Origin of the sequence: Micromonospora sp. WMMD723 (assembly GCF_049863385.1) — a bacterium.
GTDB classification, from domain to species: domain Bacteria; phylum Actinomycetota; class Actinomycetes; order Mycobacteriales; family Micromonosporaceae; genus Micromonospora; species Micromonospora wenchangensis.
In genome coordinates this window covers 516,330-543,328 of record NZ_JBMKNR010000001.1, presented here as the reverse complement: position 1 = coordinate 543,328, position 26,999 = coordinate 516,330, and the positions used below count along the sequence as shown (strand labels likewise).

Below are 26,999 nucleotides of genomic sequence, written 5' to 3'. Positions count from 1 at the left end.
TCAGCTGCTGTGGGCGTCCCGCGCGCGGGCCTTCAGCGCCCGGACCACCCCGTCGCGCCCCTCGGCCACCAGCCGGCGCAGCGGCGCCGGGTGGCCATCGCCGGCCAACCACGCGTCGGTCGCCGCCACCGTCTCCTCCTCGACCAGGTACGCCGGGTACGCCAACTGCACGAACTCCTGCGCCGGCTCGCTGTCACGCTGCGCCCACACCTGCGCCACCGTGGCGAAGTACCGCTCCCGGTACGGCGCGGTCAGCGCGACCTGCGTCGGGTGGGTGAGGCCCTGCAACAACGCCCGGTTACGCCAGTTCGGCAGCGCGTCCGGGCCGGTCAGCAGGGACCACACCGTCGCCTTGTTCTCCGCCGTCGGCACCAGCGCGTGCGCGTAGGCGGCCTCCCGCTCCCCGGAGGCCGTCCGGTCGCCGGCCAGTTCCGCCTCGATCTCGGCGGTGCCGGCCGCCCCCTTGGCCACCAGCGACTGCAGCACCGTCCACCGCAGCTCGGTGTCGATGGTCAGGCCCGCCGGCACGTCGGTGCCGGCCAGCCACCCGCGCAGCGTCGCCAGGTCCTCGTCGGCGCGGGCCGCCGAGGCGTACGCGCGGGCCCAGGCGAGCTGGAAGCCGCTGCCCGGCTCGGCCGCCGCCAGCGTGTCCCGGGCGGTGCGGGACAGTTCGGCCCAGCCGGTCGGCGCCCAGGCCGGGTCGGCGTAGAAGATCAGCGCGGTGCTGGCCTGCCGCAGGGTGGCGGTGACCAGGTTGATGTCGGTCTCGGCGGGCAGCCCGGCCAGCACCAGCGCGACGTAGTCGCGGGTGGACAGTTCGGCGTCGCGGACCATGTCCCAGGCGGCCGTCCAGCACAACGCGCGGGCCAGCGACGAGTCGAAGCCGGCGATGTGCTGCACCACGGTCGCCATGGACCGCTCGTCGAGCCGCAGCTTGGTGTAGGTCAGGTCGTCGTCGTTGAGCAGCAGCACGTCGGCGGCCGGCCGTCCGTGCAGCACCGACAGCTCGGTCACCTCGCCGGTGACGTCCACCTCGACGCGTTCGCGGCGGACCAGCCGGCCGTCGGTCAGGTCGTACAGGCCGACGCCGATGCGGTGGGTACGCAGCGTCGGGTGACCGGCCGGGGCCTCCTGCCGGACCAGCACCCGCTCGTAACCGCCGTCGGCGCCGATGGTCACCTCGGGGCGCAGGGTGTTGACCTGGGCGGTCTCCAGCCACTGGGCGGCGAACTTGCGCAGCTCCCGGCCGGAGGCCGTCTCCAGCTCCGACAGCAGGTCGTCGAAGGTGGCGTTGCCCCACGCGTGCTTGGCGAAGTACGCCCGCAGCCCGGCCAGGAACGGCTCCTCACCGACGTACGCCACGAGCTGCTTGAGCACGCTGGCGCCCTTGGCGTACGTGATGCCGTCGAAGTTGACCTCGACCGCCTCCAGGTCCGGCATCTCGCAGTAGACCGGGTGGGTGGAGGAGAGCTGGTCCTGCCGGTAGCCCCAGTTCTTGCGGATCGACAGGAACGTCGTCCACGCCTCGGAGAACCGGGTGGCGTGGGTGTTGCACCAGTGGCTCGCCCACTCGGCGAACGACTCGTTGAGCCACAGGTCGTTCCACCAGCGCATGGTGACCAGGTCGCCGAACCACATGTGGGCCAGCTCGTGCAGGATCGTGTTGGCCCGCTGCTCGTACTCGAAGTCGGTGACCTGCGAGCGGAACAGGTAGTGCGACTCGGCGTGGGTGACGCAGCCGAAGTTCTCCATCGCGCCGGCGTTGAAGTCGGGCACCCAGAGCTGGTCGTACTTCGGCAGCGGGTACCGCACCCCGAACTGCTCGTGGAAGAAGTCGAAGCCCTGCTTGGTGATCAGGAACAGGTCGTCGGCGTCCAGGTGGGGGGCCATCGAGGCCCGGCAGAAGACGCCCAGGTCGATGCCGTCGTGACTGTCCCGCACCTCGTGGTACGGCCCGGCGCACAGGGCGGTGATGTAGGTGCTCATCCGCGCCGAGGTGGCGAAGTGGACGGTCTTGAGCCCCTCGCCGGCCGGTTCCTCCCGCTCGACGGGCATGTTGGACACCACCCGCCAGTGCGCCGGGACGGTGGCGTGCCAGGTGTAGACGCTCTTCAGGTCGGGCTGGTCGAAGCAGGCGAACACCTTCTGCGCGTCGGCCGTCTCGAACTGGCTGTAGAGGTACGTCTCGCCGTCGACCGGGTCGACGGTGCGGTGCAGGCCCTGACCGCTGTTGGAGTAGCCGAAGTCGGCGTCCACCACGAGCACGTTCTCGGCGGCCAGCCCGGTCAGCGCCAGGCCCTTCTCGGCCGACCAGCCGGCGAGGTCCACCGGCTCGCCGTTGAGCGTGGCCGCGCGCACCGACTCGGCGGCCGTCTCGATGAAGGTGCCGGCACCGGGTTCGGCACAGCGGAACCTGACCTCGGTCACCGACCGGAACGTGCGGCCCTCGGCCTGCACCGCCGTTGACAGGTCGAGGTTGATGTCGTACCCGGTGACCTCCAGCAGGCGGGCCCGCTCGGTGGCCTCGACCTGGGTCAGGTTGCGCACTCCTGGCACTTTCGTCTCCATCCCACTCTCGCCGCCTTCCGGCTGCGCCAGCCCCTGCCGGCCGCTCGTGGCGGCGACCCGAGCCGAGTCTTCCATGCACCGACCCCGCGGTGGTCGACGTCACGCTCTCATTCCGCTACCGATCGATGCCGTGGGGGGTGAGGATCGAGGGAAACCGCGCCGGGTCCGCCGGCGTGTCTGACGTCACGAAGGGACTCCACCGTGACCGAACGTGTCGCCGTCGACATGTGGTTCGACCCGCTGTGCCCGTGGGCCTGGATCACCTCCCGTTGGCTCCTGGAGGTCGAGCAGGTCCGGGATGTGGACATCAGTTACCACGTGATGAGCCTCTCCGTCCTCAACGAGGGCCGGGAGCTGCCCGAGCAGTACCAGGAGATGATGAAGCTGGGCTGGGGGCCGGTACGGGTCTGCATCGCCGTGGAGCAGGCGCACGGCGGCGCGACGCTGGCGAAGCTCTACACCGCCATGGGCACCCGCATCCACCTCGGCAAGGAGCCGCTGGGTCGGGAGATGATCACTGCAGCGCTGGCCGACGTCGGGCTGGACCCGTCGTTCGCCGACGCCGCCGACTCCACCGAGTACGACGAGGCGCTGCGGGCCAGCCACGAGGCCGGGATGCGCCCGGTCGGCACCGACGTCGGCACCCCCGTGGTGCACGCCCCCGGCCCGGACGGCGAGAAGATCGCCTTCTTCGGCCCGGTCATCACCCCGTCGCCCAAGGGTGAGGCCGCCGGCCGGCTCTGGGACGGCGTCCTGCTGGTCGCCGGCACCCCCGGCTTCTACGAGCTGAAGCGCTCCCGCGAGCTGGGCCCGATCTTCGACTGACCGCCACCCCGGCGGGGCCCGGCCGGTCGGGCCCCGCCGGGGACGGTTCATCTGGTGGACCCGGCGCGGGGTCGGCGTCGCGCGGGCCGTCGTCGCCGGTAGCGTCAAGCCCCATGACGGTCGTGCATCCGATCGCCCGGGCCTGGATCACCACTGGCGGCACCGGCGCGCAGAACTACGACGAGTTCGCCGACGACGCGGAGATCACCGCGATCATCGAGGCGAACCCGCACAGTGCCCTCGGCATCGAGATGCCCCACCGGGCGCCGGAGAGCCTGGGGAAGTCCTTCTCCGACGCGCTCGGCGACGCGGTGGCCCGGCTCACCGAGGCCAAGGCCGACGGCAGCTACACCCCCGCCGAGCAGGTGGTGGTCCTCTACCGGATCAGCGCGCCGGGGGAGGAGCCGGCGTACGGGCTGTTCGCCATGGTCGACACCGACCAGATCTCCACCAGCGCCGACGAGCCCGGCCTGGTCATCCGCAACGAGGACGTCTTCATCGCCAAGGTGCGGGAGCGGGTCGCCCTGGCCGAGGCGCTGGGTCACCTACTCTCCCCCGTACTCCTGTTGCAGACCGGGCGCGGTGACGAGCTGCACGCCGCGCTCGCGACGGCGACCGACACGGCGGGCGCGCCGGCGGCCACCGACACCGACCAGGCCGGCCGCACGCACGCCATCTGGCTGCTCGGCCCCGGCCCCGAGCAGGACGCGCTGACCGCGCTGGCCGGCGGCGGCGAACTGGTGGTGGCCGACGGCAACCACCGCAGCCTGGCCGCGCAGACCGGCGGCTTCCCGCGCTTCCTCGCGGTGGTCACCACCCCCGCGTCGGTCGCCATCCAGCCCTACAACCGGCTGGTCAGCGAGCTGCCCTGCACCCCCGACGAGCTGCTCGACCGGCTGCGCGCCGCCGGCGCGCGGATCAGCCCGGTCGACGGCCCGGTCGAGGTCCCGGCGGCCGGCGGCACCGTGCACCTGCGGCTCGCCGGCCAGGGGTACGCGGTGACCCTGCCGCACGACGCGGCCGCCGCCCGGCTGGAGAACCTCGACCACGCCCTGGTGGAGCGGCTGCTGCTGCGCGACGCGCTCGGCCTCGACCCGGGCGACAAGCGGATCACCTACGTCGGCGGCGACTACCCGGCGAGCTGGCTCACCGGCGAGGTCGACGCCGGCCGGGCCGAACTCGCCGTCCTGATCGCCCCGGTGACCGTGGACGACTTCGTCGCGGTGAACCTGGCCCGGGAGAAGATGCCCCGCAAGAGCACCTGGTTCACCCCGAAGGCACGCGGCGGCCTGGTCGTCGCCGAGCTGCCCCGCTGAATCCTGTGACGAATCCGCCCCGGCACGCCGCCCCCACGGCGGGCCGGGGCGCGGCCCTGACAGACTGCCCGGTATGCGCGTCTACCTGGGATCCGATCACGCCGGTTTCGAGTTGAAGGTGCACCTGGCCAATCACCTGGCCAAGCAGGGCTACGAGCTGGTCGACGTCGGCCCGCACGCCTTCGACCCCGACGACGACTACCCGACCTTCTGCCTGCACACCGGTGACCGGGTGGTAGCCGACCCGGGCAGCCTGGGCGTGGTCATCGGCGGCTCCGGCAACGGCGAGCAGATCGCCGCCAACAAGGTCGCCGGCGTCCGGGCGGCGCTGGCCTGGAGCATCGAGACCGCCCAGCTCGGCCGGCAGCACAACGACGCCAACGTGGTGGCCGTCGGTGCCCGCCAGCACACCCTCGACGAGGCCGCCGCCATCGTCGAGGCGTTCCTCACCACCCCGTTCTCGGGCAACGAACGGCACGCCCGGCGGATCGCCCAGGTGGCCGAGTACGAGCGCACCCGCGAGCTGCCCGAGCTGCCCGCCCCCGCCGACCTGTCCTGACCGCCGCCCGCGCCGGGCTGCCGCCGGCGATCCGTCGACCGGGCCGGTCACCGGCCGGCCCGGTCACCGACCCGAACGGGGCAGGTCCTCCCGGGGGACCCAGTTCCGTCGGATGATCACCAGGCGTTCCTCGGCCTCGGCCAGATCCTGTTCGGTGGGGCGGGCCGCGTCCCGGGCGCGTAGCGCGGCCCGCACGCTGACCTGCGACGAGCCGGAACCGACCAGCCCGCGTAGCCCCCGCTCGCCGTCCTCGCCGCCCGGGGCCCGGCGGGCCCGTGGCGGTGGAGCCCCGTCGTGCACCTCGGCCGTCGCCGCCACCGGCGGCTCACCGCCGTCGGCCGTGGGCTCCGGCTGGTGCCGTAGCCGGCGTCGCCGTCGCTCCGCATCCACCATGTCCCGACCGTACCGTCCGGTGGCCCCCGTCGGGCCGGGCCGGGCGCGGCAGTTTGTCCGCTCGCTACCCTCGAAGACGGTGGACCGGTCGACGGCCGGCACCGGTCATGGGGAGGAACCAAGATGGCAGACCAGACACAGCCGTGGGCCGAGCGGACCGTCGAGGTGCCGCCCCAGCCCGGTGTCGGGGTGCCCCCGCAGCGGGAACCGTTCCGTCGGGGCGTCGCCTCGGTGGGGCAGCCCCGGGCTCCGCGTACCGAGCCGTTCCCGGTGGTCGAGCACGACCAGTCCGGCTGGTCCGAGCCCGCCGCGCCGCGCCGGCCGATGAGCTGGCACGTGGAGCAGTTGCGCCGGGGTGGCGAGTGGAGCGCGGCCGGCGCCCTCTTCGCCTTCGTCTGCTGGGGCATCTGGGCCATCTCCGGCCGGGGCGACCTGGGCGCTCCGCTGCTGACCTTCCTGCTCAGCCTGCTGGTGGCGGCCGGCCTGTTCGCGCTGTCCCGGCTACTCGGCCGGGTCATCCTGGAACGGCAGCTCGGCCGGGTACGCCGCAGTGCCCGGGGAGCGCACCTGGTGACCGGGATCTTCCTGGCCGGGGTGGGCATCGCCTACCTGCAGCAGACCCAGTGGGTGATGGACGCCTGGAACTTCGTCACCGGCAACTGAGCCACCCGACGTCGGTACGGCGGGCGGGCCGGGTGGTGACCCGGCCCGCCCGCGTCCGGTCGCGGGGTTGTCCGCGACACCGGTCGACACTCCTCCAGGCCGGAGGCTGGCATACCCCGCCGCCCCGGCTTCATCCCCGCCCGGCCGGGTGATCCCGCGCGTCGCGCCGCGATCGTATGACCCCAACAGGATGTTGATGCACGTCGATTCGTCGCTCTAGGCTCCCGCCATCGAACCGGCGCCCCCACGAGGCGCGCCGCCGAGGGTTGGAGGCCCCGTGAACCGTTGGCGCAGTCTCACCGGCCGGATGGCTGCCACGATCGTGGCGATCACCGCCGGGTCGCTCGTCCTGACCGCCCCGGCCACCGCCGCGCCCACCCCCGACGCGGCCCCGTCCGTCGTCGGTGGCACCCGGGCCGCGCAGGGCGAGTTCCCGTTCATGGTCCGGCTCTCCATGGGCTGCGGCGGGGCGCTCTACAGCCCCCGGCTGGTGCTCACCGCCGCCCACTGCGTGAACCGCACCGGCACGAACACCAGCATCACCGCGACCCTCGGCGCGGTCGACCTCCAGTCGAGCAGCCGCATCCAGGTCAAGTCCAACTACGTCTACCGGGCCCCCGGCTACAACGGCAGCGGCAAGGACTGGGCGCTCATCCGGCTCGCCACCCCGGTCACCTCGCAGGCCACCCTGCCCATCGCCACCACCACCGCGTACGACAACGGCACCTTCACCGTCGCCGGCTGGGGTGCCGCCCGGGAGGGCGGCGCGCAGCAGCGGTACCTGCTCAAGGCCACCGTGCCGTTCGTCAGCGACGCCAGCTGCTCGTCCTCGTACCCCGGCGAGCTGATCGCCGCCGAGGAGATCTGCGCCGGCTACGCCAGCGGTGGCACCGACACCTGCCAGGGTGACTCCGGCGGCCCGATGTTCCGCCGTGACGCCGCCAACGCCTGGATTCAGGTCGGCATCGTCAGCTGGGGCGACGGCTGCGCCCGGCCCAACGCCCCCGGCGTCTACACCCAGGTCAGCACGTTCGCCGCGTCGATCGCCTCGGCCGCCGCGAGCCTCGGCGGCTGACCCACCGACCGCCCCCCGGGCCGCTGCGCCACCGACCGCCCCCGTGGCAGCCGGTGGCGCAGTGGTGTCCGGCTGCTCAGTGGTGTCCGGCCGTCCAGTGGTGTCCGGCGGCTCAGCCGCCCCGGCCGTTCAGCCGTCCCCGGCGAACCGGTACAGCACGAAGTCCCGCTCCGCCCCGCAGATGATCACCGACGTGTTCCACGCACACGACTCGCTGCGGACGCCCTGCAGCTGCCCCATCTCGGTCAGCCCGCCGGACTTCGACACCCCGGCCAGGCTCCGGTCGTCCTCGACGCTGCTCGGCGTCTCGGCGAAGACCAGCAGGTTGCCGGCGTCGACCCGGGCCGCCGTGCCCTTGCGGTCGGTCAGCACCGCCTTCCCGTCCGGGTCGAACAGGCTCACCGAGGTCTTCGGCAGCTCCCGCCGTACGAGCAGGTGCTCACCCACCGGCACCAGGCCCTGGCCGCCGGGCGCCGCCCAGCGGCGACTGCCCTTGCCCTCGGTGGCCGCGACCACCTCCGTGCGATCGGCGTCGCCCTCCGGCACCTCCAACAGGCAGGCCCGGTGCTCGCCGCAGGCCACCAGCGCGGTGACCCGCCGCTGCTCACCGGCGCTGTAGAGCACCGTCGGCTCGGCGAAGCTGCCCAGGTCGTAACCGAGCAGCTTGTATCCCCGGTCCTCCGCCACCACGTACAACCGGTCTCCGTACGCGACCATCCGGTCGCTGACGTCGGCGACCCCGTCGCGGCGGCGCAGCACCTCGCCGCTGTCCATGGCGAGCACCCGCACCGACCGGTCGGCACCCACCTGCACCAACTGGTCGGCGTCACCGAGCCAGGGGGCATCGGACGCGCCGTCGAACCCGGCGGGACCGCCCACGCTCTGCGCGGTGCCCACCCGCAACACCGTGGTGCGGGTGTCGCCGTACTCGCTGCGGGGGTTGTCCAAGGTCCACTCCTGCCGGCCGTCACGCAGCCGCAGCCCGACCAGGCGGCTGCCGGCGCGGTCCACCCAGACCAGCCGCTCCGGGGTGACGTGCACCGCATCGTCGCCCTGCACCGGCAACCGCCACCGTTCCCTGCCGTCGCCGGCGTCGAGCACCACCACGTCGCGGGGGGTGCTGTCGCCGGCCGCGTCCGCCACGACCAGCACCGCCCCCGGCACCGCCCGGACCCCCTTCCACCGCTCGCCACCCGCTGCGACCGTGGTCCGCCACGCCTGCTTCCCGGTGCCGGCGTCGACGGCCACCACGGTGAGCCGGTCGTCGGAAAGCGCGTAGGCCAGGTAGGCGCGGTCACCGAGCACGGCGGTGAACATCGCCGTCGGCCGGTCCCCACCGGCGGCGGGCCGGGCCACCTCGGTGAGCGTGTGGAACTCCAACGCCGGGTAGCGGTCCCGGGTGAACCAGAGCGCCGCCGCGCCGAGCACGCCGAGCAGCGCCAGCCCCGCACCGATCCCGATCCACAGCCGGCGACGCCCGCGCCGCACCGGCGTCGAGGGGCCGGCACCGGTCCCCGGTGACGGCACCGCCCCCGCCGGTACGCCCGGCCAGCCCGTCGGATATCCGCCCTGCTCCGGCACGGTCCCGTCCGGCGGCAGCCCACCCGGGGTCGGCACCGGCGGCGCGCTTGATCCGACCACCGGTGGCCCACCGAACGCAGTGCCCGCCCCGGCCACCAGGGTCGCGCCGGGTCCCGCCGGCAGGGTCGCGTTCGGTTCCGGCGGGAGGAGGTGGCCCGGCCCCGGCGGGAGGGTGTGGCCCGGGCCGGCGGGCGCTGCGCCCCCCGGCAGGGTGGCGGCCACGCCGGCGGGTCGGCCGTCACCCGGACCGGCCGGGGCGGACGCGGTGTCGGATGCCCCCGGCGCGGCGTCGTGCACCGCAGCGGTCGACGCCTGTGCCGGTGCGGGCGAGGTCTGCACCGCGGCGGGCGACGGCTGTGCCGGGGCGGGCGACGGCTGTGCCGGGGCGGGCGACGGCTGTGCCGGGGCGGGCCCGGCCGCGCCGGCCGACCCGGGACGCCGGCCCGGCCGGGGCAGCGGCAGGTCGGTGAGCGCCCCCTCGGCCACCGGCAGCTCGGGCTGCTCCAGCACGGTCGGCGCGACCCCCAGCTCGGCGTGCAGCAGCCGGGCCACCAGCGGCACCCGGGACGAGCCGCCGACGAGGAACAACCCCGCGAGCCGGTCCGGAGTGAGGCCCGCCTCGGCGACCACCTCCCGGGTCCGGGCGACCGCCCGGGTCAGCAGGGGAGTGGCGAGCTGCTCCAGTTCGGCCCGGCTGAGCGGGACGGCGGTCTCCAGGCCGGGCACCGCGACCGGGGCCACGGCGACCCGGGACAGCATCTCCTTCGCGCCGCGCACGTTGTCCCAGAGCTGCTGCCGGTCCCGCCACTGCCCGGTCGTCTCCGGTCGGGTCAGCCGGGCCCAGAGCGCCGCCTGCCCGTCACCGACCAGCTCACCGACCCGGGCGAGCAGGGCCGCGTCCAGGTCCAGCCCGCCGAGGTCGGCCATCCCGCCGGTGGCGATCACCGTGAAACCCGAGTCGCCCCACGGGTCGGCGCCCTCGTTACGGACGACCGCCACGTCCAGGGTGCCGCCGCCGAAGTCGAACACCGCCACCGACTCGCCCACCGGCACCGGCCGCCGCAGCACCTCCGTGTAGTAGCGGGCCGCCGCCACCGGTTCCCGCAGCAGCCGGGTGCCCACCGGCACCGGACCGGACATGGTGTGCTCGGCCGCCGACGGCCAACCGGCCAGCGCCAACGCGTCGTGCAGCACCTGCCGCCGGGGAGCCTCCCAGGCGGCGGGATAGGTGAGCACCGCCGGGGGCAGGAACCCCACCGTCGCCACCGCCTGCTCGGCGACCGCCCACAGGGTCGCGGCGAGCAGCTCCGCCGGGGCGTACGACCGGTCGCCGAGGAGGACCGTCGGCTCGTCCACCAGGCGTTTCGGGTTCGGCTCGTACCGGGTCGGGTCCGCCTGGGCCAGCCGCTGGGCGTCCCGGCCGACGTGCAACCGGCCCTCGGTGTCGGCGTAGACCCCGGAGGGGAGGATCGGCTGCCCGTCGACCAGCAGCGGTCGGGTCCGCCCGTCCGGCCAGCGCAGCACGGCCACCGTGTTGGACGTGCCCAGGTCGACGCCGAGGGCGTATCCGTCCTGCTGGCCTGCCATCCGTCGCTACCTCCACCGGACGAGGGGATGCCCGGTCCCGCATGGTACGCAGCCCCCGCCGCCCCCGGCCGGTCCGGCCGCTGCGCCCTCGCTCCGACGCCCCCGGGGTCCGTAGCGGCCCTGGCGCAGCCGGGGGTCCGGCCCCGTCCCGGCGGCCGTCAGTCCCGGCGGCCCGGCTCGGGCGGGGGGACCCGGTCGGCGTACGCGCCGGGCGGCCCCGAGTAGCGCCTGCCGTTCCGGTACGGCGAGGCGTTGGCGGTGCACCCGTGCAGGCCCAGCGTCTGCTGCTGCATCACCGGGGCCGGCCGGCCCCGCCCCGGACACCGCTCGTGGCCGTGGCCGAGCCGGTGCCCGACCTCGTGGTTGACCACGTACCGCCGGTAGACGGCCAGGTCCGCGCCGTACCCCGGCACCCCCTTCACCCAGCGGGCCACGTTGATCACCACCCGGTCGCCGTTGCGGCACGAGGTGTACCCGTCCGCCGCGTCCCCGCACAGCTCGTCGCGGGTGCCCGGGGTGGCCAGGTGGACGGTGAAGTCGGCCGGCCCACCGGGGCCGACCCGCCACAGCCGCAGCGTCCCGCCCGTGGTCCATCCCTGCGGGGCGGTCAACGTCGCGCTGACCTCGGCGGCGAACTCCGCCGCCGGCAGCCCCCGGATGTCGCGCTCCACCGCCACCCGGTACCGCAGCAACCGGCCGGTGCCCCGGGGCGCCGTCGTCTCGCCGGCCGCGACCTGCCAGCGGTTGGTCCCGTCCGCCGGGTAGCCGACGGGGGCGGGCCCGGACCGGGCGGGCGTCTCGGCGACCGTTCCGACGGGTTGGGCGGACCCGTCCGTCCGGACGGACCCCGTCGGGGCGGGTGTCGCCGTCGCCCCGGCCGGGGAGGACGGTGCCGTCCCAGGCGGCCCCGCCGCCGGCAGCCCGCACCCGGTCAGCCAGGCCGCCATCAGCAACGCCGTCACCGGCCGCCCGTGCCGGGGGCTACCCTTCGTCGCCATGCTGCCTCCTCCACCCGCCGCCGGGCGGCGTCGGGCAGCGGGAAGGACGGGCGGACCGCCGGAACAGTTGATCCCGCCGGCACTCAACCTTTCGGTGCCCTCGCCCGTCCTGTCCGGCGTGGCAATGGGGAAGAGCGGGCATGGCCCGGGGTGACGCCGAGTTCGTCGAGTTCGCCCGGTCCGCCTCCGGGCGGCTCAGACACGCCGCGTTCCTGATGACCGGCAACCACCACCAGGCCGAGGACGCCGCGCAGACCGCCCTGGTCCGCACGTACGCGTCCTGGTCCCGGATCCGCGACGAGGATGCCTACGGGTACGCCCGCACGGTGCTGGTCAACCACCTCGTCGACGGGTGGCGGCGGCCGATCCGGGAGTACCCCACCGACGACCTGCCCGAGCAGCGGCGTGGCGACGTCGCCGACGACGTGGCCACCCGCCGTTGGCTGCTCGACATCCTCGGCGCGCTCAGCGCCCGCGAGCGGGCCATCGTCGTGCTCCGCCACTACTTCGACCTACCGGAGGCACAGGTGGCCCGCGAACTGGGCGTATCGCTCGGCACGGTGAAGAGCACCGGTTCCCGGGCATTGCAGAAGCTGCGCGCCACCGGGGTCCCGGCGACCCAGGGGACCGGCCGATGACCGAGTTGGAGCGGTTGCGCCGGGCGATGCGGGCGACCGAACGGCCGTACCCCGAGGATCTCGACCTGACCGTGATCATGCGGGACGGCCGGCGGCTGCGCCGACGCCGCCGGCTCGTCAACGTGGGCGCGACGGCACTGGTCACCGTGCTGGTGGCCGGCGGCGTGGGGCTCGGCGTGCGGTGGGCCGGTCCGCCGGCGGCGGACCGCCCACCTGCCCGCGCGGCCACCGTGCCCGACGCGACGCCCCCGGCGACGTCGTCGCCGACCCCCGGACCCACCCGGTGGGAGCCCCCCCGGAAGCCGATCGGCGAGGTGGTCGACACCGGCATCCGGTACGGCGTCGAGCAGCGGGTGTACTACCTGGTGGCGGTCGACGTGCCCGAGGCACCCAGGGTGCGGGTCGGGTTGATGGCCGGCCGTCGCACCCCTGCCGGCGAACTGATCGACGACATCGTCCTCAACGACGTGCAGGGCAGCGACCGGCGACCGGGCTTCCACGAGATCGGGTACGACGACACGACCCCCTCGGACGCCCGCCCGCCGGTGCCGACGTTCGGCTACTTCGTCGGGCCGGCGAGCCGGATCGTCGGCACCGTCGGGGGCCGGCAGGTCGACGCCCGGCTGGCCCGGTGGAGCACCGACCCGGAACTGGTGGTCTTCTGGTTCGATCCGGTCGACCTCACCCCCGGCGTACGACTCGACGGCATCGTCGCCCGCGACCGCTCCGGCCGCCTGCTCTGACCGGCGACGGGACGGCCGGGTGTTCCGGTCCGGCGGCGTGGCGGTGCGCACCCCGCAGGCGCGGACCTCGTGCCGCGCTCCGGTCCGTCGGGTGGCCACTGCGCAGCGGGACCCGTGGGCACGCTTCCCGCGTGCTTGTATCGTGCCGGGCGTGACGTGCACCGACTGGTCGGACATCCGTGGACGGCTCGCCCGGTTGGCCGCGACGCCCGACTCCGATGCGGTGTTCGGCGCCGGCGACCACGGGTGGGAGCTGGAACCACCACTGACCGCCGACGAGTTGACCGAGGTGCAGAAGCAGCTGCGGGTGGAGTTGCCCGCCGAGTACCTGTCGTTCCTGCGGGAGGCCGGTCGGGGCGGCGCGGGGCCGGCCTACGGGCTGTTCCCGATGCGTCGGCGCGACGGACGGTGGCAGTGGGAGGGCGACGGCGCGGACCTCACCACGCTGGCGGCGCTCGGGCGTCCGTTCGCCCACGTCGAGGCGTTCAACCCGGCCGACGGCCTGCCCGCCGAACCCGAGGAGGACGACTACGACTCGCCGGAGGCGTTCACCGCCGCGCACGACGCCTACTGGGAGCGGTACGAGAAGGTCGTCTACACGCCGCAGAACTCGATCGGCCTGCTGTACCTGTGCCATCTCGGCTGCGCGTTACGGGAGGCGCTCGTCGTCAGCGGTCCCACCCGGGGGCAGATGTGGGCGGACGACATCGCCGAGGGCGGCGGGTTCCGGCCGCTGTACGACGACGACGGGACGCCGCTGGGGTTCGCCCGCTGGTACCGGCGCTGGCTGGAGGCGGCCGAGCGCGAGGTCGCACCCGGCTAGCCGTCCGGGTCGACGGCGAACGGGCAAGCCGCGAAGCGGCGCGGCAGTCGAACGCCCCGGCATCGACGACGGCCGGCCACGCTGGCGCTCGTCACGGCCCAACTTACTGGTCACGACCAATCCGACGCGTGGCGCGATACTCAAGGAGCCAGTAGGTGGCCATGAGGACCGATGCCGCCAGCAACAGCCCGGCACCGATCCACCGGCCCGGAGCGCGCCAAACGCTGGGCGTGCCCTCCGTGAGATTCCCTAGCCCCAGGAGAGCGTAGAAGCCCATGCATGCCGCCCCTGCGGCCCACACGCGGGGGTAGTGCAGGGTCCGCCCGAGCAGCTGAACCGTTGACGTGCGCCGGCTGCGAACAACCACCCAAGCAGCGCACCCGACCAGGGCGACAGCAGCGCCGGCAAGCAGGATGTCCATGACCATCGCATCCGCCTCGTAGGTCGTCACGGCAGTGACGGTAGCGGTACCACACAGCTGCCGACCGCAGACATATGGACAGCCGTCGTCTGGTGCGGCGGGCGTCAGGTGACCCGATCATGGCATCGGTGCTGGTGGTGCCCGGTAGCCGTCACGAGATCGAAGACACCTACGCGCTGTCCTGACCCTGGTCAGGACCACACGTCGCCGTAGAAGTCCTCGTCATCGTCGGCTTGGGGCAGCGGGGTCCGCCACCACAGCTCGATGAGGAACTCCTGGGTGTCGGCCTGCCTGCGATGAACGCGAACGCCGTAGACGCCGGCTCCCTGCGAAGGGGTGACCTCCAGTGCCGCTCCGGAGGTGATCACCTCGACGATCAGCTCTCCGGTCGGGCAGTGCAGCTCAAGCTGTCGAGATTCGTCCCACAGGCCGCTGTCCGGCGCGGGCTCACTGGCCCACGTCCGGAGTTCAAGGCCCACCTTCAATGCGTCCGAGAGAACTCGAACGCAGATTTCGTACGTGGACGCGCCGGCTACCTGGCCCTCCGCGTCCTGGAGTGACTCGCCCTCGTCGCCGGCATCGCACCACACGTCCCGCAGGACGAAGTGGCCATAGTGGGGACCGAAGGTGGTGCGGTGCACCACGAGCGGCTTCATGGGTCCAGAGGGTGGCACCGCCGTCCGACATTCGAGTACGAGAACGGCCCAGGCTTGGCGAACACGCCGCTGACCTGGGCCGGAGGGTGTGGAGCGGGCGACGGGAATCGAACCCGCACCGTCAGTTTGGAAGACTGAAGCTCTGCCATTGAGCTACGCCCGCGTACGCCCGGAAACCGGACGCGCCGCAAGCCTACCCCCACCCCCGCACCCCGGGTATTCCCTCCCCCCGGCCCCGTGTCCTCGGTGATCAAGAGGTTCGCGTCACCCTCGACGATCTCCCTGACGCGAACCTCTTGATCACCGGGGTCATGCCGAGCGCGCACCGGGGATATACCGAGCGGACGCCGCGGACGTGTATCGCGCGCACGCCGGAACGCGAGTGGGGGACCGGCCGGTCGGGGACGCCCCGGCATACCGGGCGGGGCGCGACGGCATACACTTCTTTCGCCACGGGGTGTGGCGCAGCTTGGTAGCGCACTCGCTTTGGGAGCGAGGGGCCGTGGGTTCAAATCCCGCCACCCCGACTGCGTGCGCATCCCGGGATCATCCCCGGGAGGCGACGCCGATCCGTGCGGTTCGCCGGGCGCTGCCAGAGCAGCGTCCCGGCTCGCCTACACTCGATGCGCGCAATCACGCCCAGACCCAGACCCACCACTGAGATCCGTCAAGGAGTACGCCTGTGAAGAGCACCGTCGAGACTCTGAGCCCGACGCGCGTGCGGCTCGCCATCGAGGTGCCGTTCGTCGAGCTCGAGCCGAGCCTCAAGAAGGCGTACCGGGAGATCGGCCAGCAGGTCCAGGTTCCCGGCTTCCGTCGGGGCAAGATCCCGGCCGCCGTGATCGACCAGCGGGTGGGCCGGGGCACCGTGCTCAACGAGGCGGTGCAGGAGGCCATCCCGCAGAACATCCTCGCCGCGGTGCGTGAGCACGACCTCAAGACGCTCGGTCGTCCCGAGGTCGAGATCACCGAGTTCAACGACGGCGACTCGCTCAACTTCACCGCCGAGGTCGACGTCCGGCCCGAGCTGACCCTGCCGGACCCGGCCACCGTCGAGGTGACCGTCGACGAGCTGCAGATCGACGAGAGCGAGATCGACGAGCAGGTCAAGAACCTGCGCGAGCGGTTCGCCACGCTCAAGACCGTCGAGCGGGCCGCCGCCGAGGGCGACTACGTGCAGATCGACCTGAACGCGACCGTCGACGGCGAGGACGTGCCGGGCGGCTCGGCGAGCAACATCTCGCACGAGGTCGGCAGCAAGCAGCTCCTGCCGGGTCTGGACGAGGCCCTGGTCGGTCTCGCCGCCGGCGACGAGACCACCTTCACGACCCAGCTCGTGGGCGGCGACTTCGCCGGCCGGGACGCCGAGGTGGCGGTGACCGTCCGCACGGTCAAGGAGAAGGAGCTGCCGGAGCTGGACGACGACTTCGCCCAGATGGCCAGCGAGTTCGACACCATCGAGGAGCTGCGCGCCGACCTGCGGGAGAAGGTCACCCGGGGCAAGCGGGTCGAGCAGATCTACGCCGCCCGGGACAAGGCCCTGGAGCAGTTGGTCGCCGCCGCCGAGGTGCCGGCACCGGAGGGTGTCGTCCGCGAGGAGGTCGACAGCCGTAAGCAGGCGATGGTCGACCAGCTGGAGCGGATCGGCGCCTCGATGGAGGAGTACCTCGCCGCCGAGGAGAAGACCGAGGAGCAGATCGACGCCGAGCTGACCGAGGCGGCGACCGAGGGCGTCAAGATCCAGCTGTTGCTGGACACTCTGGCCGACGCCGAGGACACCCAGGTCTCCGACGACGAGTTCGGCCACGAGATCGTCCACCGGGCGCAGCGCGCCGGGATGGCCCCGCAGCAGTACTACGACCAGCTGGTCCGCTCCGGCGCCGCCGCCGCCGTCTTCGGTGACGTGCGGCGCGGCAAGGCGCTCGCCTCCGTGATGGAGAAGATCAAGATCAAGGACTCGGCTGGCAACGAGGTCACCCTCGACGCGCTGCGGGCCGAGAGCGAGCAGGCGCACGACCACGACCACGAGCACTGATCCGACCCGGTAGGCCGCCGTGCGCCCGTTGCGGCGCACGGCGGCCGAGCCCCTTTTCCGGGTACGTCCCGAGCCTGCTGCGCTGAGAGCGAACAGTGCCGCGAGCGGGAGTCGATCACCCGGTGGAGCGGTTAATGTCGGGTACGACGGTACGGAGAGCGAAGGGCTGCCATGACCGACATGCACATCCCAGCGAAGCCGCTCCGGGCGATCGAAGCCCGAGGTGGCGACACCATTGGCAACCTCGACGACTCGGTCTACAACCGGTTGCTCAAGGAGCGCATCATCTTCCTCGGCAGCGAGGTGAACGACCAGGTCGCCAACCGCATCTGCGCCCAGCTGCTGCTGCTCGCGGCGGAGGACCCGGACCGCGACATCTTCCTCTGGATCAACTCGCCGGGTGGCTCGGTCTACTCCGGCATGGCGATCTACGACACCATGCAGTACATCGACAACGACGTGTCGACCGTGGCGATGGGCATGGCCGCCTCGATGGGTCAGCTGCTGCTCTGCGCGGGCACCAAGGGCAAGCGGTACGCCCTGCCGCACGCGCGGATCATGATGCACCAGCCGTCCGGTGGCCTCGGCGGCACCGCGTCGGACATCGCGATCCAGGCCGAGCAGATGCTCTACACCAAGCGGATGTTCCAGGAGCGGGTCGCCCACCACACCGGGCAGAGCCAGGCGCAGATCGAGGCCGACTCGGACCGCGACCGCTGGTTCACCGCCCAGGAGGCCATGGACTACGGCTTCATCGACAAGGTGATCATCGGAGCCACCCAGGTTCCGGATGGCGCCGGGACCCTGAGCTGAGGAGCTGACGATGACCGATCTGAGCCTGCCGCCCCAGTTCGCGGCCGTGCACAACCGTTACGTCCTGCCGTCGTTCGTCGAGCGCACCTCGTACGGGGTCAAGGAGTCCAACCCGTACAACAAGCTCTTCGAGGACCGGATCATCTTCCTCGGCGTCCAGGTCGACGACGCGTCGGCCAACGACGTGATGGCGCAGCTGCTGACGCTCGAGGGCACCGACCCGGACCGCGACATCATCATGTACATCAACTCGCCAGGCGGTTCGTTCACCGCCATGACGGCGATCTACGACACCATGCAGTACGTCCGGCCGGACATCTCCACCGTCTGCCTGGGCCAGGCGGCCAGCGCGGCGGCGGTGCTGCTGTCGGCGGGCACCCCGGGCAAGCGGATGGCGCTGCCGAACTCGCGGATCATCATCCACCAGCCGGCCACCGAAGGCGGCTACGGGCAGGGCTCGGACATCGAGATCCAGGCCCGGGAGATCCTGCGGATGCGCACCCAGCTGGAGGACATGCTCTCCCGGCACTGCAACCGGCCGATCGAGCAGGTCCGCAAGGACATCGACCGTGACAAGATCATGACGGCCGAGGAGTCCAAGGAGTACGGGCTGGTCGACACGATCCTGACCAGCCGCAAGAAGGGCCTGCTGGCCGCCAACGCGGCCCGCTGAGCACCATCGTTCGGAGGTCGGTCGGGGCGAGCAGTTCCCGGCCGACCTCTGACACACCCGTTTTGGGGGTCGGAGAAACCCTCGCCAGCGGGTAACGTCGGGGCCGTACGGCGTGGCCGGGTCGGACCGGCGGAACGGATTTCACCACGGACGGGCGCTCCGGCGCCCGCGGTTCAGGGCCGGTCTCCGGTCGACGAGTGCAGGGAGAACGTAGGTGGCACGGATCGGTGACGGCGGCGACCTACTGAAGTGCTCGTTCTGCGGCAAGTCGCAGAAGCAGGTCAAGAAGCTCATCGCGGGCCCAGGGGTCTACATCTGCGACGAGTGCATCGACCTCTGCAACGAGATCATCGAGGAGGAGCTGGCTGAGTCCGGCGAGGTGAAGTGGGAAGAGCTTCCCAAGCCGATGGAGATCTGCCAGTTCCTCGACAACTACGTCGTCGGTCAGGACCAGGCCAAGAAGGCGCTCGCGGTGGCGGTCTACAACCACTACAAGCGCATCCAGGCCGAGGCGGCCAACGCCCCCGGCTCCGGTAGCGACGCCGTCGAGCTGGCCAAGTCCAACATCCTGCTGCTCGGCCCGACCGGCTGCGGCAAGACGCACCTCGCGCAGACCCTGGCCCGGATGCTCAACGTGCCCTTCGCGATCGCGGACGCCACCGCGCTGACCGAGGCGGGCTACGTCGGCGAGGACGTGGAGAACATCCTCCTCAAGCTGATCCAGGCCGCCGACTACGACATCAAGCGCGCCGAGACGGGCATCATCTACATCGACGAGGTCGACAAGATCGCCCGTAAGTCGGAGAACCCCTCGATCACCCGGGACGTCTCCGGTGAGGGGGTGCAGCAGGCCCTGCTCAAGATGCTGGAGGGCACGGTGTCGAACGTCCCGCCGCAGGGCGGACGCAAACACCCCCACCAGGAGTTCATCCAGATCGACACCACCAACGTGCTGTTCATCTGCGGTGGCGCCTTCGCCGGCCTCGACCAGATCATCGAGGCCCGCACCGGCTCCGGCGGCACCGGCTTCGGTGCCCGGCTCCGGTCGGTCTCCGAGCGTTCCACCGACGACATCTTCAGCCAGGTGATGCCGGAGGACATGCTCAAGTTCGGGCTGATCCCCGAGTTCATCGGCCGACTGCCGGTGATCACCAACGTGCGCAGCCTGGACCGTTCCGCCCTGGTGCGCATCCTCACCGAGCCGCGCAACGCCCTGGTCCGGCAGTACCAGCGGCTCTTCGAACTGGACGGCGTCGAGCTGGAGTTCGAGCCGGCGGCACTCGAGGCGATCGCCGACCAGGCGATGCTCCGGGGCACCGGCGCCCGTGGTCTGCGCGCCATCATGGAAGAGGTCCTCCTCTCCGTCATGTACGAGGTGCCGAGCAACCCGGACGCCGCGCGGGTGCTGATCACCCGCGAGGTCGTACTGGAGAACGTCAACCCGACCATCGTGCCGCGTGAGTTCACCGGTCGCCGGGCCCGTCGCGACCGCGAGGAGAAGTCGGCCTGACCGACACCCCGACCACCGTCGGAAGCACGGCCCCCGCCCGGGGCCGTGCTTCCGCGCGTACGGCGCCTGTGCCCTGACCGCCGTCTGAAGGCACCCGTCCATCCCGATCCACGCCCGCGGCTCGCGATCGGCTCTGGGCCGCGCTCAGGGTGTCCACGCGGTGCCCCCTGGTCGACGACAGGTGGCCGAGCGTCCGGTGTCCGGGGGCGAAGCCCTGGCGGGGGTCCGGGTTCCGCCCGTGCCGGGTCGCGTACTGTCCCGGCCTGCCGTCCGGCCCGTACGCTGGGCACCATGCGCGTCGCCGTCTGCCAGCTCAACTCCCGCGACGACCGGTCGGCCAACCTGGCCGCCGCCGAGGCTCTGCTCGTGCGGGCCGCGGCGGCCGGTGCCGACCTGGCGGTCCTCCCCGAGTACGTCGACTATCTCGGCCCCGCCGACGGGATGCCGCCGGCCGAGGGGGTGGACGGGACGGTGGGCACCTTCTTCGCCGAGGTGGCCCGCCGGTTGGGGATCTGGCTGGTGGCCGGCTCCTTCCACGAGGCCGGGCCGGACCCGGCGCACACCTGGAACACCTCGCTGGTCTTCGACCGGTCCGGCACCCTCGCCGCCAGCTATCGGAAGATCCACCTGTACGACGTGGAGATCCCCGGGCGGGTGTCCTACCGCGAGTCGGCCACCGTGGCCCCCGGAGCGGAACCGGTGGTGGTCGACGTGGAGGGCCTGCGGGTGGGCCTGACCATCTGCTACGACCTGCGCTTCCCGGAGCTGTACCGGCAACTCGCCACGGACGGGGGAGCGCACCTGCTCGTCGTGCCGGCGGCGTTCATGATGCACACCGGGCGGGACCACTGGGAGGTCCTGCTGCGGGCCCGGGCGATCGAGAACCAGTGTTTCGTGGCCGCCGCCGGGCAGACCGGTGACCACGACCCGGGCCGGACGTGCTTCGGCCGCAGCATGGTGGTCGACCCGTGGGGCACGGTGCTCGGCCAGGTGCCGGACGGACCGGGTCTCACCGTGGTCGACCTCGACCTGGACCGGCTGCGCACGATCCGCGCCGAACTGCCCAGTCTGGCCAACCGCCGCCTCTGACGGGCCAGGGGCCGGCCGTCGGTCAGCTCAGCAGCACCCCGACGACTGCCAGCGTGATGATCGCCGCCGCCGTCACCAGCAGGGCCGTTCCCATCCTGGAGGGCCCACGCCGGGCCAGCCGCACGACCGACAGTACGACGACGACGAGCACGACCGCTGCGATCACCAGCTGCCAGAAGGGCAGCAGGAGTCCCAGTAGGGCGTCGTCGGCGAGGGTGGCCGTGGGGGAGCGGGACGCCTCATCCATGGCAGCCACTCTGGCACGGATCGGCCACCTCGGCGTCGTTTCGGTGCGTGGGCGCAACACCGGCGGGGGCGCACGTCGGCAGGTGACGTCCGCCGGTGAGCCCAGTGACGATCATTGATTTGCCTTCTGTGGGGCGTCCGCGTAACTTTCTCTCTGCACGCGGGAGGCCGGACGAATCGGCCGAGAACGGGCACCAGGATCGTGGCGGAGACGCCGAGCGATGCTGAGGATCGGGCGGTGCGGGAGTCCCCGGAAGTTCCGGGTTGCGAACGCGAAGCCGACCGGGTAGAGTTCTGAAGCCGGCAGGGAGCCGGGCGGGCACCGCGAAAGCGGATGCCGGCCGGTCTGCTGATTCCCACGATCGCAACGACCACCGGAAACGGTGTGCGTGACAACGTGGATACGGCTGAACCAGGCTGACAGATCGCGACAGCGAATTTGACAGCGGAATTCAGTCCAAGTAACTTAGAGAAGTTGCCCCGGTCGGGTTGCCGTTGGTGCGGTGGTTTGGCTGGTGTGTGGTTGTTCTTTGAGAACTCAACAGGGTGCTTGTAAAGCCAGTGCCAATTGTTTTATACCCCGGACTGGCCGAATCCGAGTCTTCGGGTTTGGTTGGTTGGGATTCCTTTGGCAACATTTGTTTGTTGTCGGGATTGCTGTTCAACAGGTTTTTGTTGGAGAGTTTGATCCTGGCTCAGGACGAACGCTGGCGGCGTGCTTAACACATGCAAGTCGAGCGGAAAGGCCCTTCGGGGTACTCGAGCGGCGAACGGGTGAGTAACACGTGAGTAACCTGCCCTAGGCTTTGGGATAACCCTCGGAAACGGGGGCTAATACCGGATATGACCTTTCCCCGCATGGGGTTTGGTGGAAAGTTTTTCGGCCTGGGATGGGCTCGCGGCCTATCAGCTTGTTGGTGGGGTGATGGCCTACCAAGGCGACGACGGGTAGCCGGCCTGAGAGGGCGACCGGCCACACTGGGACTGAGACACGGCCCAGACTCCTACGGGAGGCAGCAGTGGGGAATATTGCACAATGGGCGGAAGCCTGATGCAGCGACGCCGCGTGAGGGATGACGGCCTTCGGGTTGTAAACCTCTTTCAGCAGGGACGAAGCGTAAGTGACGGTACCTGCAGAAGAAGCACCGGCCAACTACGTGCCAGCAGCCGCGGTAAGACGTAGGGTGCGAGCGTTGTCCGGATTTATTGGGCGTAAAGAGCTCGTAGGCGGCTTGTCGCGTCGACCGTGAAAACTTGGGGCTCAACCCCAAGCCTGCGGTCGATACGGGCAGGCTAGAGTTCGGTAGGGGAGACTGGAATTCCTGGTGTAGCGGTGAAATGCGCAGATATCAGGAGGAACACCGGTGGCGAAGGCGGGTCTCTGGGCCGATACTGACGCTGAGGAGCGAAAGCGTGGGGAGCGAACAGGATTAGATACCCTGGTAGTCCACGCTGTAAACGTTGGGCGCTAGGTGTGGGGGGCCTCTCCGGTTCCCTGTGCCGCAGCTAACGCATTAAGCGCCCCGCCTGGGGAGTACGGCCGCAAGGCTAAAACTCAAAGGAATTGACGGGGGCCCGCACAAGCGGCGGAGCATGCGGATTAATTCGATGCAACGCGAAGAACCTTACCTGGGTTTGACATGGCCGCAAAACTTCCAGAGATGGGAGGTCCTTCGGGGGCGGTCACAGGTGGTGCATGGCTGTCGTCAGCTCGTGTCGTGAGATGTTGGGTTAAGTCCCGCAACGAGCGCAACCCTCGTTCGATGTTGCCAGCGCGTTATGGCGGGGACTCATCGAAGACTGCCGGGGTCAACTCGGAGGAAGGTGGGGATGACGTCAAGTCATCATGCCCCTTATGTCCAGGGCTTCACGCATGCTACAATGGCCGGTACAATGGGTTGCGATACCGTGAGGTGGAGCGAATCCCAAAAAGCCGGTCTCAGTTCGGATCGGGGTCTGCAACTCGACCCCGTGAAGTCGGAGTCGCTAGTAATCGCAGATCAGCAACGCTGCGGTGAATACGTTCCCGGGCCTTGTACACACCGCCCGTCACGTCACGAAAGTCGGCAACACCCGAAGCCGGTGGCCCAACCCTTGTGGAGGGAGCCGTCGAAGGTGGGGCTGGCGATTGGGACGAAGTCGTAACAAGGTAGCCGTACCGGAAGGTGCGGCTGGATCACCTCCTTTCTAAGGAGCACCATCCACCGAAAGGTGGCATGGAGCCCGCACTGCCCGAATGTGGTGGTGGGGTGCTCAGATGGCGGAGACACTGGCGAGCTTTCCTCTGGCAACGGCCGGGATACCTAGTACAGCCACTTCGGTGGTGGGAACGGTTCCTCCTGGTGCGGCTGGTTGGGGGCGTATAGCACCCTGTTGGGTCCTGAAGGAACAACCTCAGGTTGTTGTTTCAGTGCCTTGTGGTGGGCGGGAGCCTGCTGGAGGTTGCCAGGCATGGCCTGGTCTCGCATACCGGATTCTGTCTCTGCTTGTGGGCGGGGTGGGGTTGCTGGTGTGGGGCTTTGGGGTTGTGGGTTGGTTGTTTGTTGAGAATTGCACAGTGGACGCGAGCATCTTTGTGGTCAAGTTGTCAAGGGCGAACGGTGGATGCCTTGGCACCAGGAGCCGATGAAGGACGTGGGAGGCCGCGATAGGCCTGGGGGAGCTGTCAACCAAGCTGTGATCCCAGGGTGTCCGAATGGGGAAACCTGGCACCAGTCATGTGGTGTCACCCGCACCTGAACACATAGGGTGTGTGGGGGGAACGCGGGGAAGTGAAACATCTCAGTACCCGTAGGAAGAGAAAACAATTTAGTGATTCCGTGAGTAGTGGCGAGCGAAAGCGGATTGAGGCTAAACCGGTTGCGTGTGATACCTGTCAGGGGTTGCGTGGTCGGGGTTGTGGGACCCTGCTGAACAAGCTGACACTTGTTCGAGGAGTTATAAAGTCAGTGGCTAGCCGAATGGTGTGGAAAAGCCAACCGTAGTCGGTGAGAGTCCGGTAGGTGAAAGTTGCTGATCTTCTGTGGGTGTTCCCGAGTAGCGGCGGACTCCTGAAATCTGCCGTGAATCTGCCAGGACCACCTGGTAAGCCTAAATACTTCCTGGTGACCGATAGCGGACGAGTACCGTGAGGGAATGGTGAAAAGTACCCCGGGAGGGGAGTGAAATAGTACCTGAAACCGTTCGCCTACAATCCGTCGGAGCCTTGCGGGGTGACGGCGTGCCTTTTGAAGAATGAGCCTGCGAGTTAGTGGCATGTGGCGAGGTTAACCCGTGTGGGGGAGCCGTAGCGAAAGCGAGTCTGAAGAGGGCGTTTGAGTCGCATGTTCTAGACCCGAAGCGGAGTGATCTAGCCATGGGCAGGCTGAAGCGCGGGTAAGACCGCGTGGAGGGCCGAACCCACCAACGTTGAAAAGTTGGGGGATGACCTGTGGTTAGGGGTGAAAGGCCAATCAAACTCCGTGATAGCTGGTTCTCCCCGAAATGCATTTAGGTGCAGCGTCGTGTGTTTCTTGCCGGAGGTAGAGCACTGGATGGTCTAGGGGGCCTACAAGCTTACCGAAATCAGCCAAACTCCGAATGCCGGTAAGTGAGAGCGCGGCAGTGAGACTGCGGGGGATAAGCTTCGTAGTCGAGAGGGAAACAGCCCAGATCACCAGCTAAGGCCCCTAAGCGTGTGCTAAGTGGAAAAGGATGTGGGGTCGCATAGACAACCAGGAGGTTGGCTTAGAAGCAGCCACCCTTTAAAGAGTGCGTAATAGCTCACTGGTCAAGTGGTTCCGCGCCGACAATGTAGCGGGGCTCAAGCACACCGCCGAAGCTGTGGCATTCACATTTTAACCACGCGTACCCTTGATGGTGCGTGCAGGTGTGTGGATGGGTAGGGGAGCGTCGTGCCGGGGGTGAAGCAGCGGGGTGACCCAGTTGTGGACGCGGCACGAGTGAGAATGCAGGCATGAGTAGCGAAAGAAGGGTGAGAAACCCTTCCGCCGGATGACCAAGGGTTCCAGGGCCAGGCTAATCCGCCCTGGGTGAGTCGGGACCTAAGGCGAGGCCGAGAGGCGTAGTCGATGGACAACGGGTTGATATTCCCGTACCCGCGAAGGAGCGTCCCTGATGAACCTCGTTGTGCTAACCACCCGAACCAGCCAAGACCTTCGGGTTGAGGTTGGGGAGCGTGGGAACCTGGCGGGTAGTAGTCAAGCGATGGGGTGACGCAGGAAGGTAGCTGAGCCCGGCCGGTGGTTGTGCCGGGGTAAGCGTGTAGGCCGTGGTGTAGGTAAATCCGCACCGCATGGAGGCTGAGACGTGATGCCGAGCCGATTCAGGTGAAGTCAGTGATCCTATGCTGCCGAGAAAAGCCTCTAGCGAGTTTCGAGCGGCCCGTACCCCAAACCGACACAGGTGGTCAGGTAGAGAATACCGAGGCGATCGGGCGAACTGTGGTTAAGGAACTCGGCAAATTGCCCCCGTAACTTAGGGAGAAGGGGGGCCGGAGACGTGAAGCCCCGTGCGGGTGGAGCGTTGTATGGCCGCAGAGAGCAGGGGGAAGCGACTGTTTACTAAAAACACAGGTCCATGCGAAGAAGTAATTCGATGTATATGGACTGACGCCTGCCCGGTGCTGGAACGTTAAGGGGACCTGTTAGCTCTTTCGGGGGCGAAGCGGAGAACTTAAGCGCCAGTAAACGGCGGTGGTAACTATAACCATCCTAAGGTAGCGAAATTCCTTGTCGGGTAAGTTCCGACCTGCACGAATGGCGTAACGACTTCCCCACTGTCTCAACCACAGGCCCGGCGAAATTGCAGTACGAGTAAAGATGCTCGTTACGCGCGGCAGGACGGAAAGACCCCGGGACCTTTACTATAGCTTGACATTGGTATCTGAATGGACTTGTGTAGGATAGGTGGGAGCCGGTGAAACCTGTACGCCAGTATGGGTGGAGGCAATCTTGAAATACCACTCTGGTTGATTTGGGTATCTAACTTCGGACCGTTATCCGGTTCAGGGACAGTGTCTGGTGGGTAGTTTAACTGGGGCGGTTGCCTCCTAAAGGGTAACGGAGGCGCCCAAAGGTTCCCTCAGCCTGGTTGGCAATCAGGTGTTGAGTGCAAGTGCACAAGGGAGCTTGACTGTGAGACTGACAGGTCGAGCAGGGACGAAAGTCGGGACTAGTGATCCGGCACTTGCGTGTGGAAGCGGTGTCGCTCAACGGATAAAAGGTACCCCGGGGATAACAGGCTGATCTTCCCCAAGAGTCCATATCGACGGGATGGTTTGGCACCTCGATGTCGGCTCGTCGCATCCTGGGGCTGTAGCAGGTCCCAAGGGTTGGGCTGTTCGCCCATTAAAGCGGTACGCGAGCTGGGTTTAGAACGTCGTGAGACAGTTCGGTCCCTATCCGCCGTGCGCGTAGGATACTTGAGAAGGGCTGTCCCTAGTACGAGAGGACCGGGACGGACGAACCTCTGGTGTGCCAGTTGTCCCGCCAGGGGCACGGCTGGTTAGCTACGTTCGGAAGGGATAACCGCTGAAAGCATCTAAGCGGGAAGCCTGCTTCAAGATGAGGTATCCCACCCCACTTTGTGGGGGTAAGGCCCCCAGCTAGACGACTGGGTTGATAGGCCGGAAATGTAAGCTCGGTAACGGGTTGAGTTGACCGGTACTAATAGGCCGAGGACTTGATAACAAGGCTGCTACGCGTCCACTGTGCAACTCTGAACAAACACCAAACAACCCCCCACGGTGGTAGTGGTTTTTGTGGGTGTGTGTGTTGTTTGATATGT

General features: G+C 69.5%; 20 protein-coding genes, 2 tRNA genes and 2 rRNA genes. 16 read left to right on the top strand and 8 right to left on the bottom strand.

Annotation, left to right across the window (positions count from 1 at the left end):
- Complete coding sequence (pepN, locus tag ACN261_RS02440) at positions 1-2,547, bottom strand: aminopeptidase N (RefSeq protein WP_425853551.1); 2,547 nt, start codon at positions 2,545-2,547, stop codon at positions 1-3.
- Positions 2,548-2,769: 222 nt separating this feature from the next.
- On the opposite strand from pepN, the gene ACN261_RS02435 reads away from it, so the two are divergent.
- From ACN261_RS02435 to ACN261_RS02425, 3 genes are all read left to right on the top strand, one after another.
- Positions 2,770-3,393: a DsbA family protein gene (locus ACN261_RS02435; RefSeq protein WP_357928069.1), complete on the top strand. Its 624-nt coding sequence runs from the start codon at positions 2,770-2,772 to the stop codon at positions 3,391-3,393.
- Between the two features lie 113 nt (positions 3,394-3,506).
- Positions 3,507-4,709 (top strand): DUF1015 family protein, encoded by a 1,203-nt coding sequence (locus ACN261_RS02430; protein ID WP_421483771.1) that lies wholly within the window; start codon positions 3,507-3,509, stop codon positions 4,707-4,709.
- 73 nt (positions 4,710-4,782) lie between these two features.
- Entirely contained in the window at positions 4,783-5,268 is a 486-nt protein-coding gene (locus ACN261_RS02425; protein WP_088647123.1) for a ribose-5-phosphate isomerase, read from the top strand.
- A 63-nt stretch (positions 5,269-5,331) separates the two neighbouring features.
- Here the strand turns inward: ACN261_RS02425 and ACN261_RS02420 are convergent, their stop codons facing one another.
- Positions 5,332-5,661, bottom strand: coding sequence for a hypothetical protein (locus tag ACN261_RS02420; protein ID WP_421483770.1), 330 nt, complete (start codon positions 5,659-5,661; stop codon positions 5,332-5,334).
- 123 nt (positions 5,662-5,784) lie between these two features.
- On the opposite strand from ACN261_RS02420, the gene ACN261_RS02415 reads away from it, so the two are divergent.
- A complete protein-coding gene (locus tag ACN261_RS02415; protein WP_421483769.1) occupies positions 5,785-6,324 on the top strand; it encodes a hypothetical protein in 540 nt (179 codons plus the stop codon).
- Positions 6,325-6,601: 277 nt separating this feature from the next.
- Positions 6,602-7,399 (top strand): serine protease, encoded by a 798-nt coding sequence (locus ACN261_RS02410; protein ID WP_421483768.1) that lies wholly within the window; start codon positions 6,602-6,604, stop codon positions 7,397-7,399.
- A 129-nt stretch (positions 7,400-7,528) separates the two neighbouring features.
- Here ACN261_RS02410 and ACN261_RS02405 read toward each other — a convergent pair whose 3' ends face one another.
- Together ACN261_RS02405 and ACN261_RS02400 are read right to left on the bottom strand one after the other, a co-directional pair.
- Positions 7,529-10,567, bottom strand: coding sequence for an Hsp70 family protein (locus tag ACN261_RS02405; protein ID WP_425848189.1), 3,039 nt, complete (start codon positions 10,565-10,567; stop codon positions 7,529-7,531).
- Between the two features lie 158 nt (positions 10,568-10,725).
- Positions 10,726-11,565 carry a DUF3152 domain-containing protein gene (locus ACN261_RS02400; protein ID WP_425848187.1) on the bottom strand — a complete coding sequence of 280 codons (840 nt, stop codon included), beginning with the start codon at positions 11,563-11,565 and terminating at the stop codon, positions 10,726-10,728.
- 140 nt (positions 11,566-11,705) lie between these two features.
- Between ACN261_RS02400 and ACN261_RS02395 the strand changes: the two genes are divergently transcribed.
- From ACN261_RS02395 to ACN261_RS02385, 3 genes are all read left to right on the top strand, one after another.
- The gene (locus ACN261_RS02395) at positions 11,706-12,203 is read left to right on the top strand and encodes a SigE family RNA polymerase sigma factor (protein WP_421483765.1); all 498 of its coding nucleotides are present in this window, start codon (positions 11,706-11,708) and stop codon (positions 12,201-12,203) included.
- Entirely contained in the window at positions 12,200-12,946 is a 747-nt protein-coding gene (locus tag ACN261_RS02390; RefSeq protein ID WP_425848184.1) for a hypothetical protein, read from the top strand. Before ACN261_RS02395 ends, ACN261_RS02390 begins: the two co-directional genes overlap by 4 nt.
- A gap of 151 nt (positions 12,947-13,097) precedes the next feature.
- Positions 13,098-13,769 carry an SMI1/KNR4 family protein gene (locus ACN261_RS02385; protein ID WP_425848182.1) on the top strand — a complete coding sequence of 224 codons (672 nt, stop codon included), beginning with the start codon at positions 13,098-13,100 and terminating at the stop codon, positions 13,767-13,769.
- A 103-nt stretch (positions 13,770-13,872) separates the two neighbouring features.
- Here the strand turns inward: ACN261_RS02385 and ACN261_RS02380 are convergent, their stop codons facing one another.
- From ACN261_RS02380 to ACN261_RS02370, 3 genes are all read right to left on the bottom strand, one after another.
- On the bottom strand, positions 13,873-14,220 hold the full coding sequence (locus tag ACN261_RS02380; protein WP_425848179.1) for a hypothetical protein: 348 nt from the start codon (positions 14,218-14,220) through the stop codon (positions 13,873-13,875).
- A 161-nt stretch (positions 14,221-14,381) separates the two neighbouring features.
- Complete coding sequence (locus ACN261_RS02375) at positions 14,382-14,846, bottom strand: hypothetical protein (RefSeq protein ID WP_425848178.1); 465 nt, start codon at positions 14,844-14,846, stop codon at positions 14,382-14,384.
- A gap of 89 nt (positions 14,847-14,935) precedes the next feature.
- A tRNA-Gly gene (locus ACN261_RS02370) sits at positions 14,936-15,009 on the bottom strand.
- A gap of 290 nt (positions 15,010-15,299) precedes the next feature.
- Between ACN261_RS02370 and ACN261_RS02365 the strand changes: the two genes are divergently transcribed.
- The 6 genes from ACN261_RS02365 (at position 15,300) to ACN261_RS02340 (ending at position 20,966) form a co-directional block, all read left to right on the top strand.
- Positions 15,300-15,373: transfer RNA gene (locus ACN261_RS02365), tRNA-Pro, on the top strand.
- A 155-nt stretch (positions 15,374-15,528) separates the two neighbouring features.
- The gene (gene tig / locus ACN261_RS02360) at positions 15,529-16,881 is read left to right on the top strand and encodes a trigger factor (protein WP_421483760.1); all 1,353 of its coding nucleotides are present in this window, start codon (positions 15,529-15,531) and stop codon (positions 16,879-16,881) included.
- Between the two features lie 171 nt (positions 16,882-17,052).
- Positions 17,053-17,694, top strand: coding sequence for an ATP-dependent Clp protease proteolytic subunit (locus tag ACN261_RS02355; RefSeq protein WP_067310650.1), 642 nt, complete (start codon positions 17,053-17,055; stop codon positions 17,692-17,694).
- A gap of 10 nt (positions 17,695-17,704) precedes the next feature.
- Positions 17,705-18,367 (top strand): ATP-dependent Clp protease proteolytic subunit, encoded by a 663-nt coding sequence (locus ACN261_RS02350; RefSeq protein ID WP_030333536.1) that lies wholly within the window; start codon positions 17,705-17,707, stop codon positions 18,365-18,367.
- Positions 18,368-18,581: 214 nt separating this feature from the next.
- Complete coding sequence (clpX, locus tag ACN261_RS02345) at positions 18,582-19,877, top strand: ATP-dependent Clp protease ATP-binding subunit ClpX (RefSeq protein WP_357928115.1); 1,296 nt, start codon at positions 18,582-18,584, stop codon at positions 19,875-19,877.
- Positions 19,878-20,168: 291 nt separating this feature from the next.
- Positions 20,169-20,966: a carbon-nitrogen hydrolase family protein gene (locus ACN261_RS02340; RefSeq protein WP_421483759.1), complete on the top strand. Its 798-nt coding sequence runs from the start codon at positions 20,169-20,171 to the stop codon at positions 20,964-20,966.
- Positions 20,967-20,988: 22 nt separating this feature from the next.
- Here the strand turns inward: ACN261_RS02340 and ACN261_RS02335 are convergent, their stop codons facing one another.
- Positions 20,989-21,213: a hypothetical protein gene (locus tag ACN261_RS02335; RefSeq protein WP_421483758.1), complete on the bottom strand. Its 225-nt coding sequence runs from the start codon at positions 21,211-21,213 to the stop codon at positions 20,989-20,991.
- Between the two features lie 671 nt (positions 21,214-21,884).
- Here ACN261_RS02335 and ACN261_RS02330 point away from each other — a divergent pair.
- Both ACN261_RS02330 and ACN261_RS02325 read left to right on the top strand, forming a co-directional pair.
- Positions 21,885-23,399, top strand: a 16S ribosomal RNA gene (locus ACN261_RS02330).
- A gap of 390 nt (positions 23,400-23,789) precedes the next feature.
- Positions 23,790-26,902, top strand: a 23S ribosomal RNA gene (locus tag ACN261_RS02325).
- Together the 16S and 23S rRNA genes form the textbook arrangement of a ribosomal RNA operon.
- The last annotated feature ends 97 nt before the right edge of the window (positions 26,903-26,999 follow it).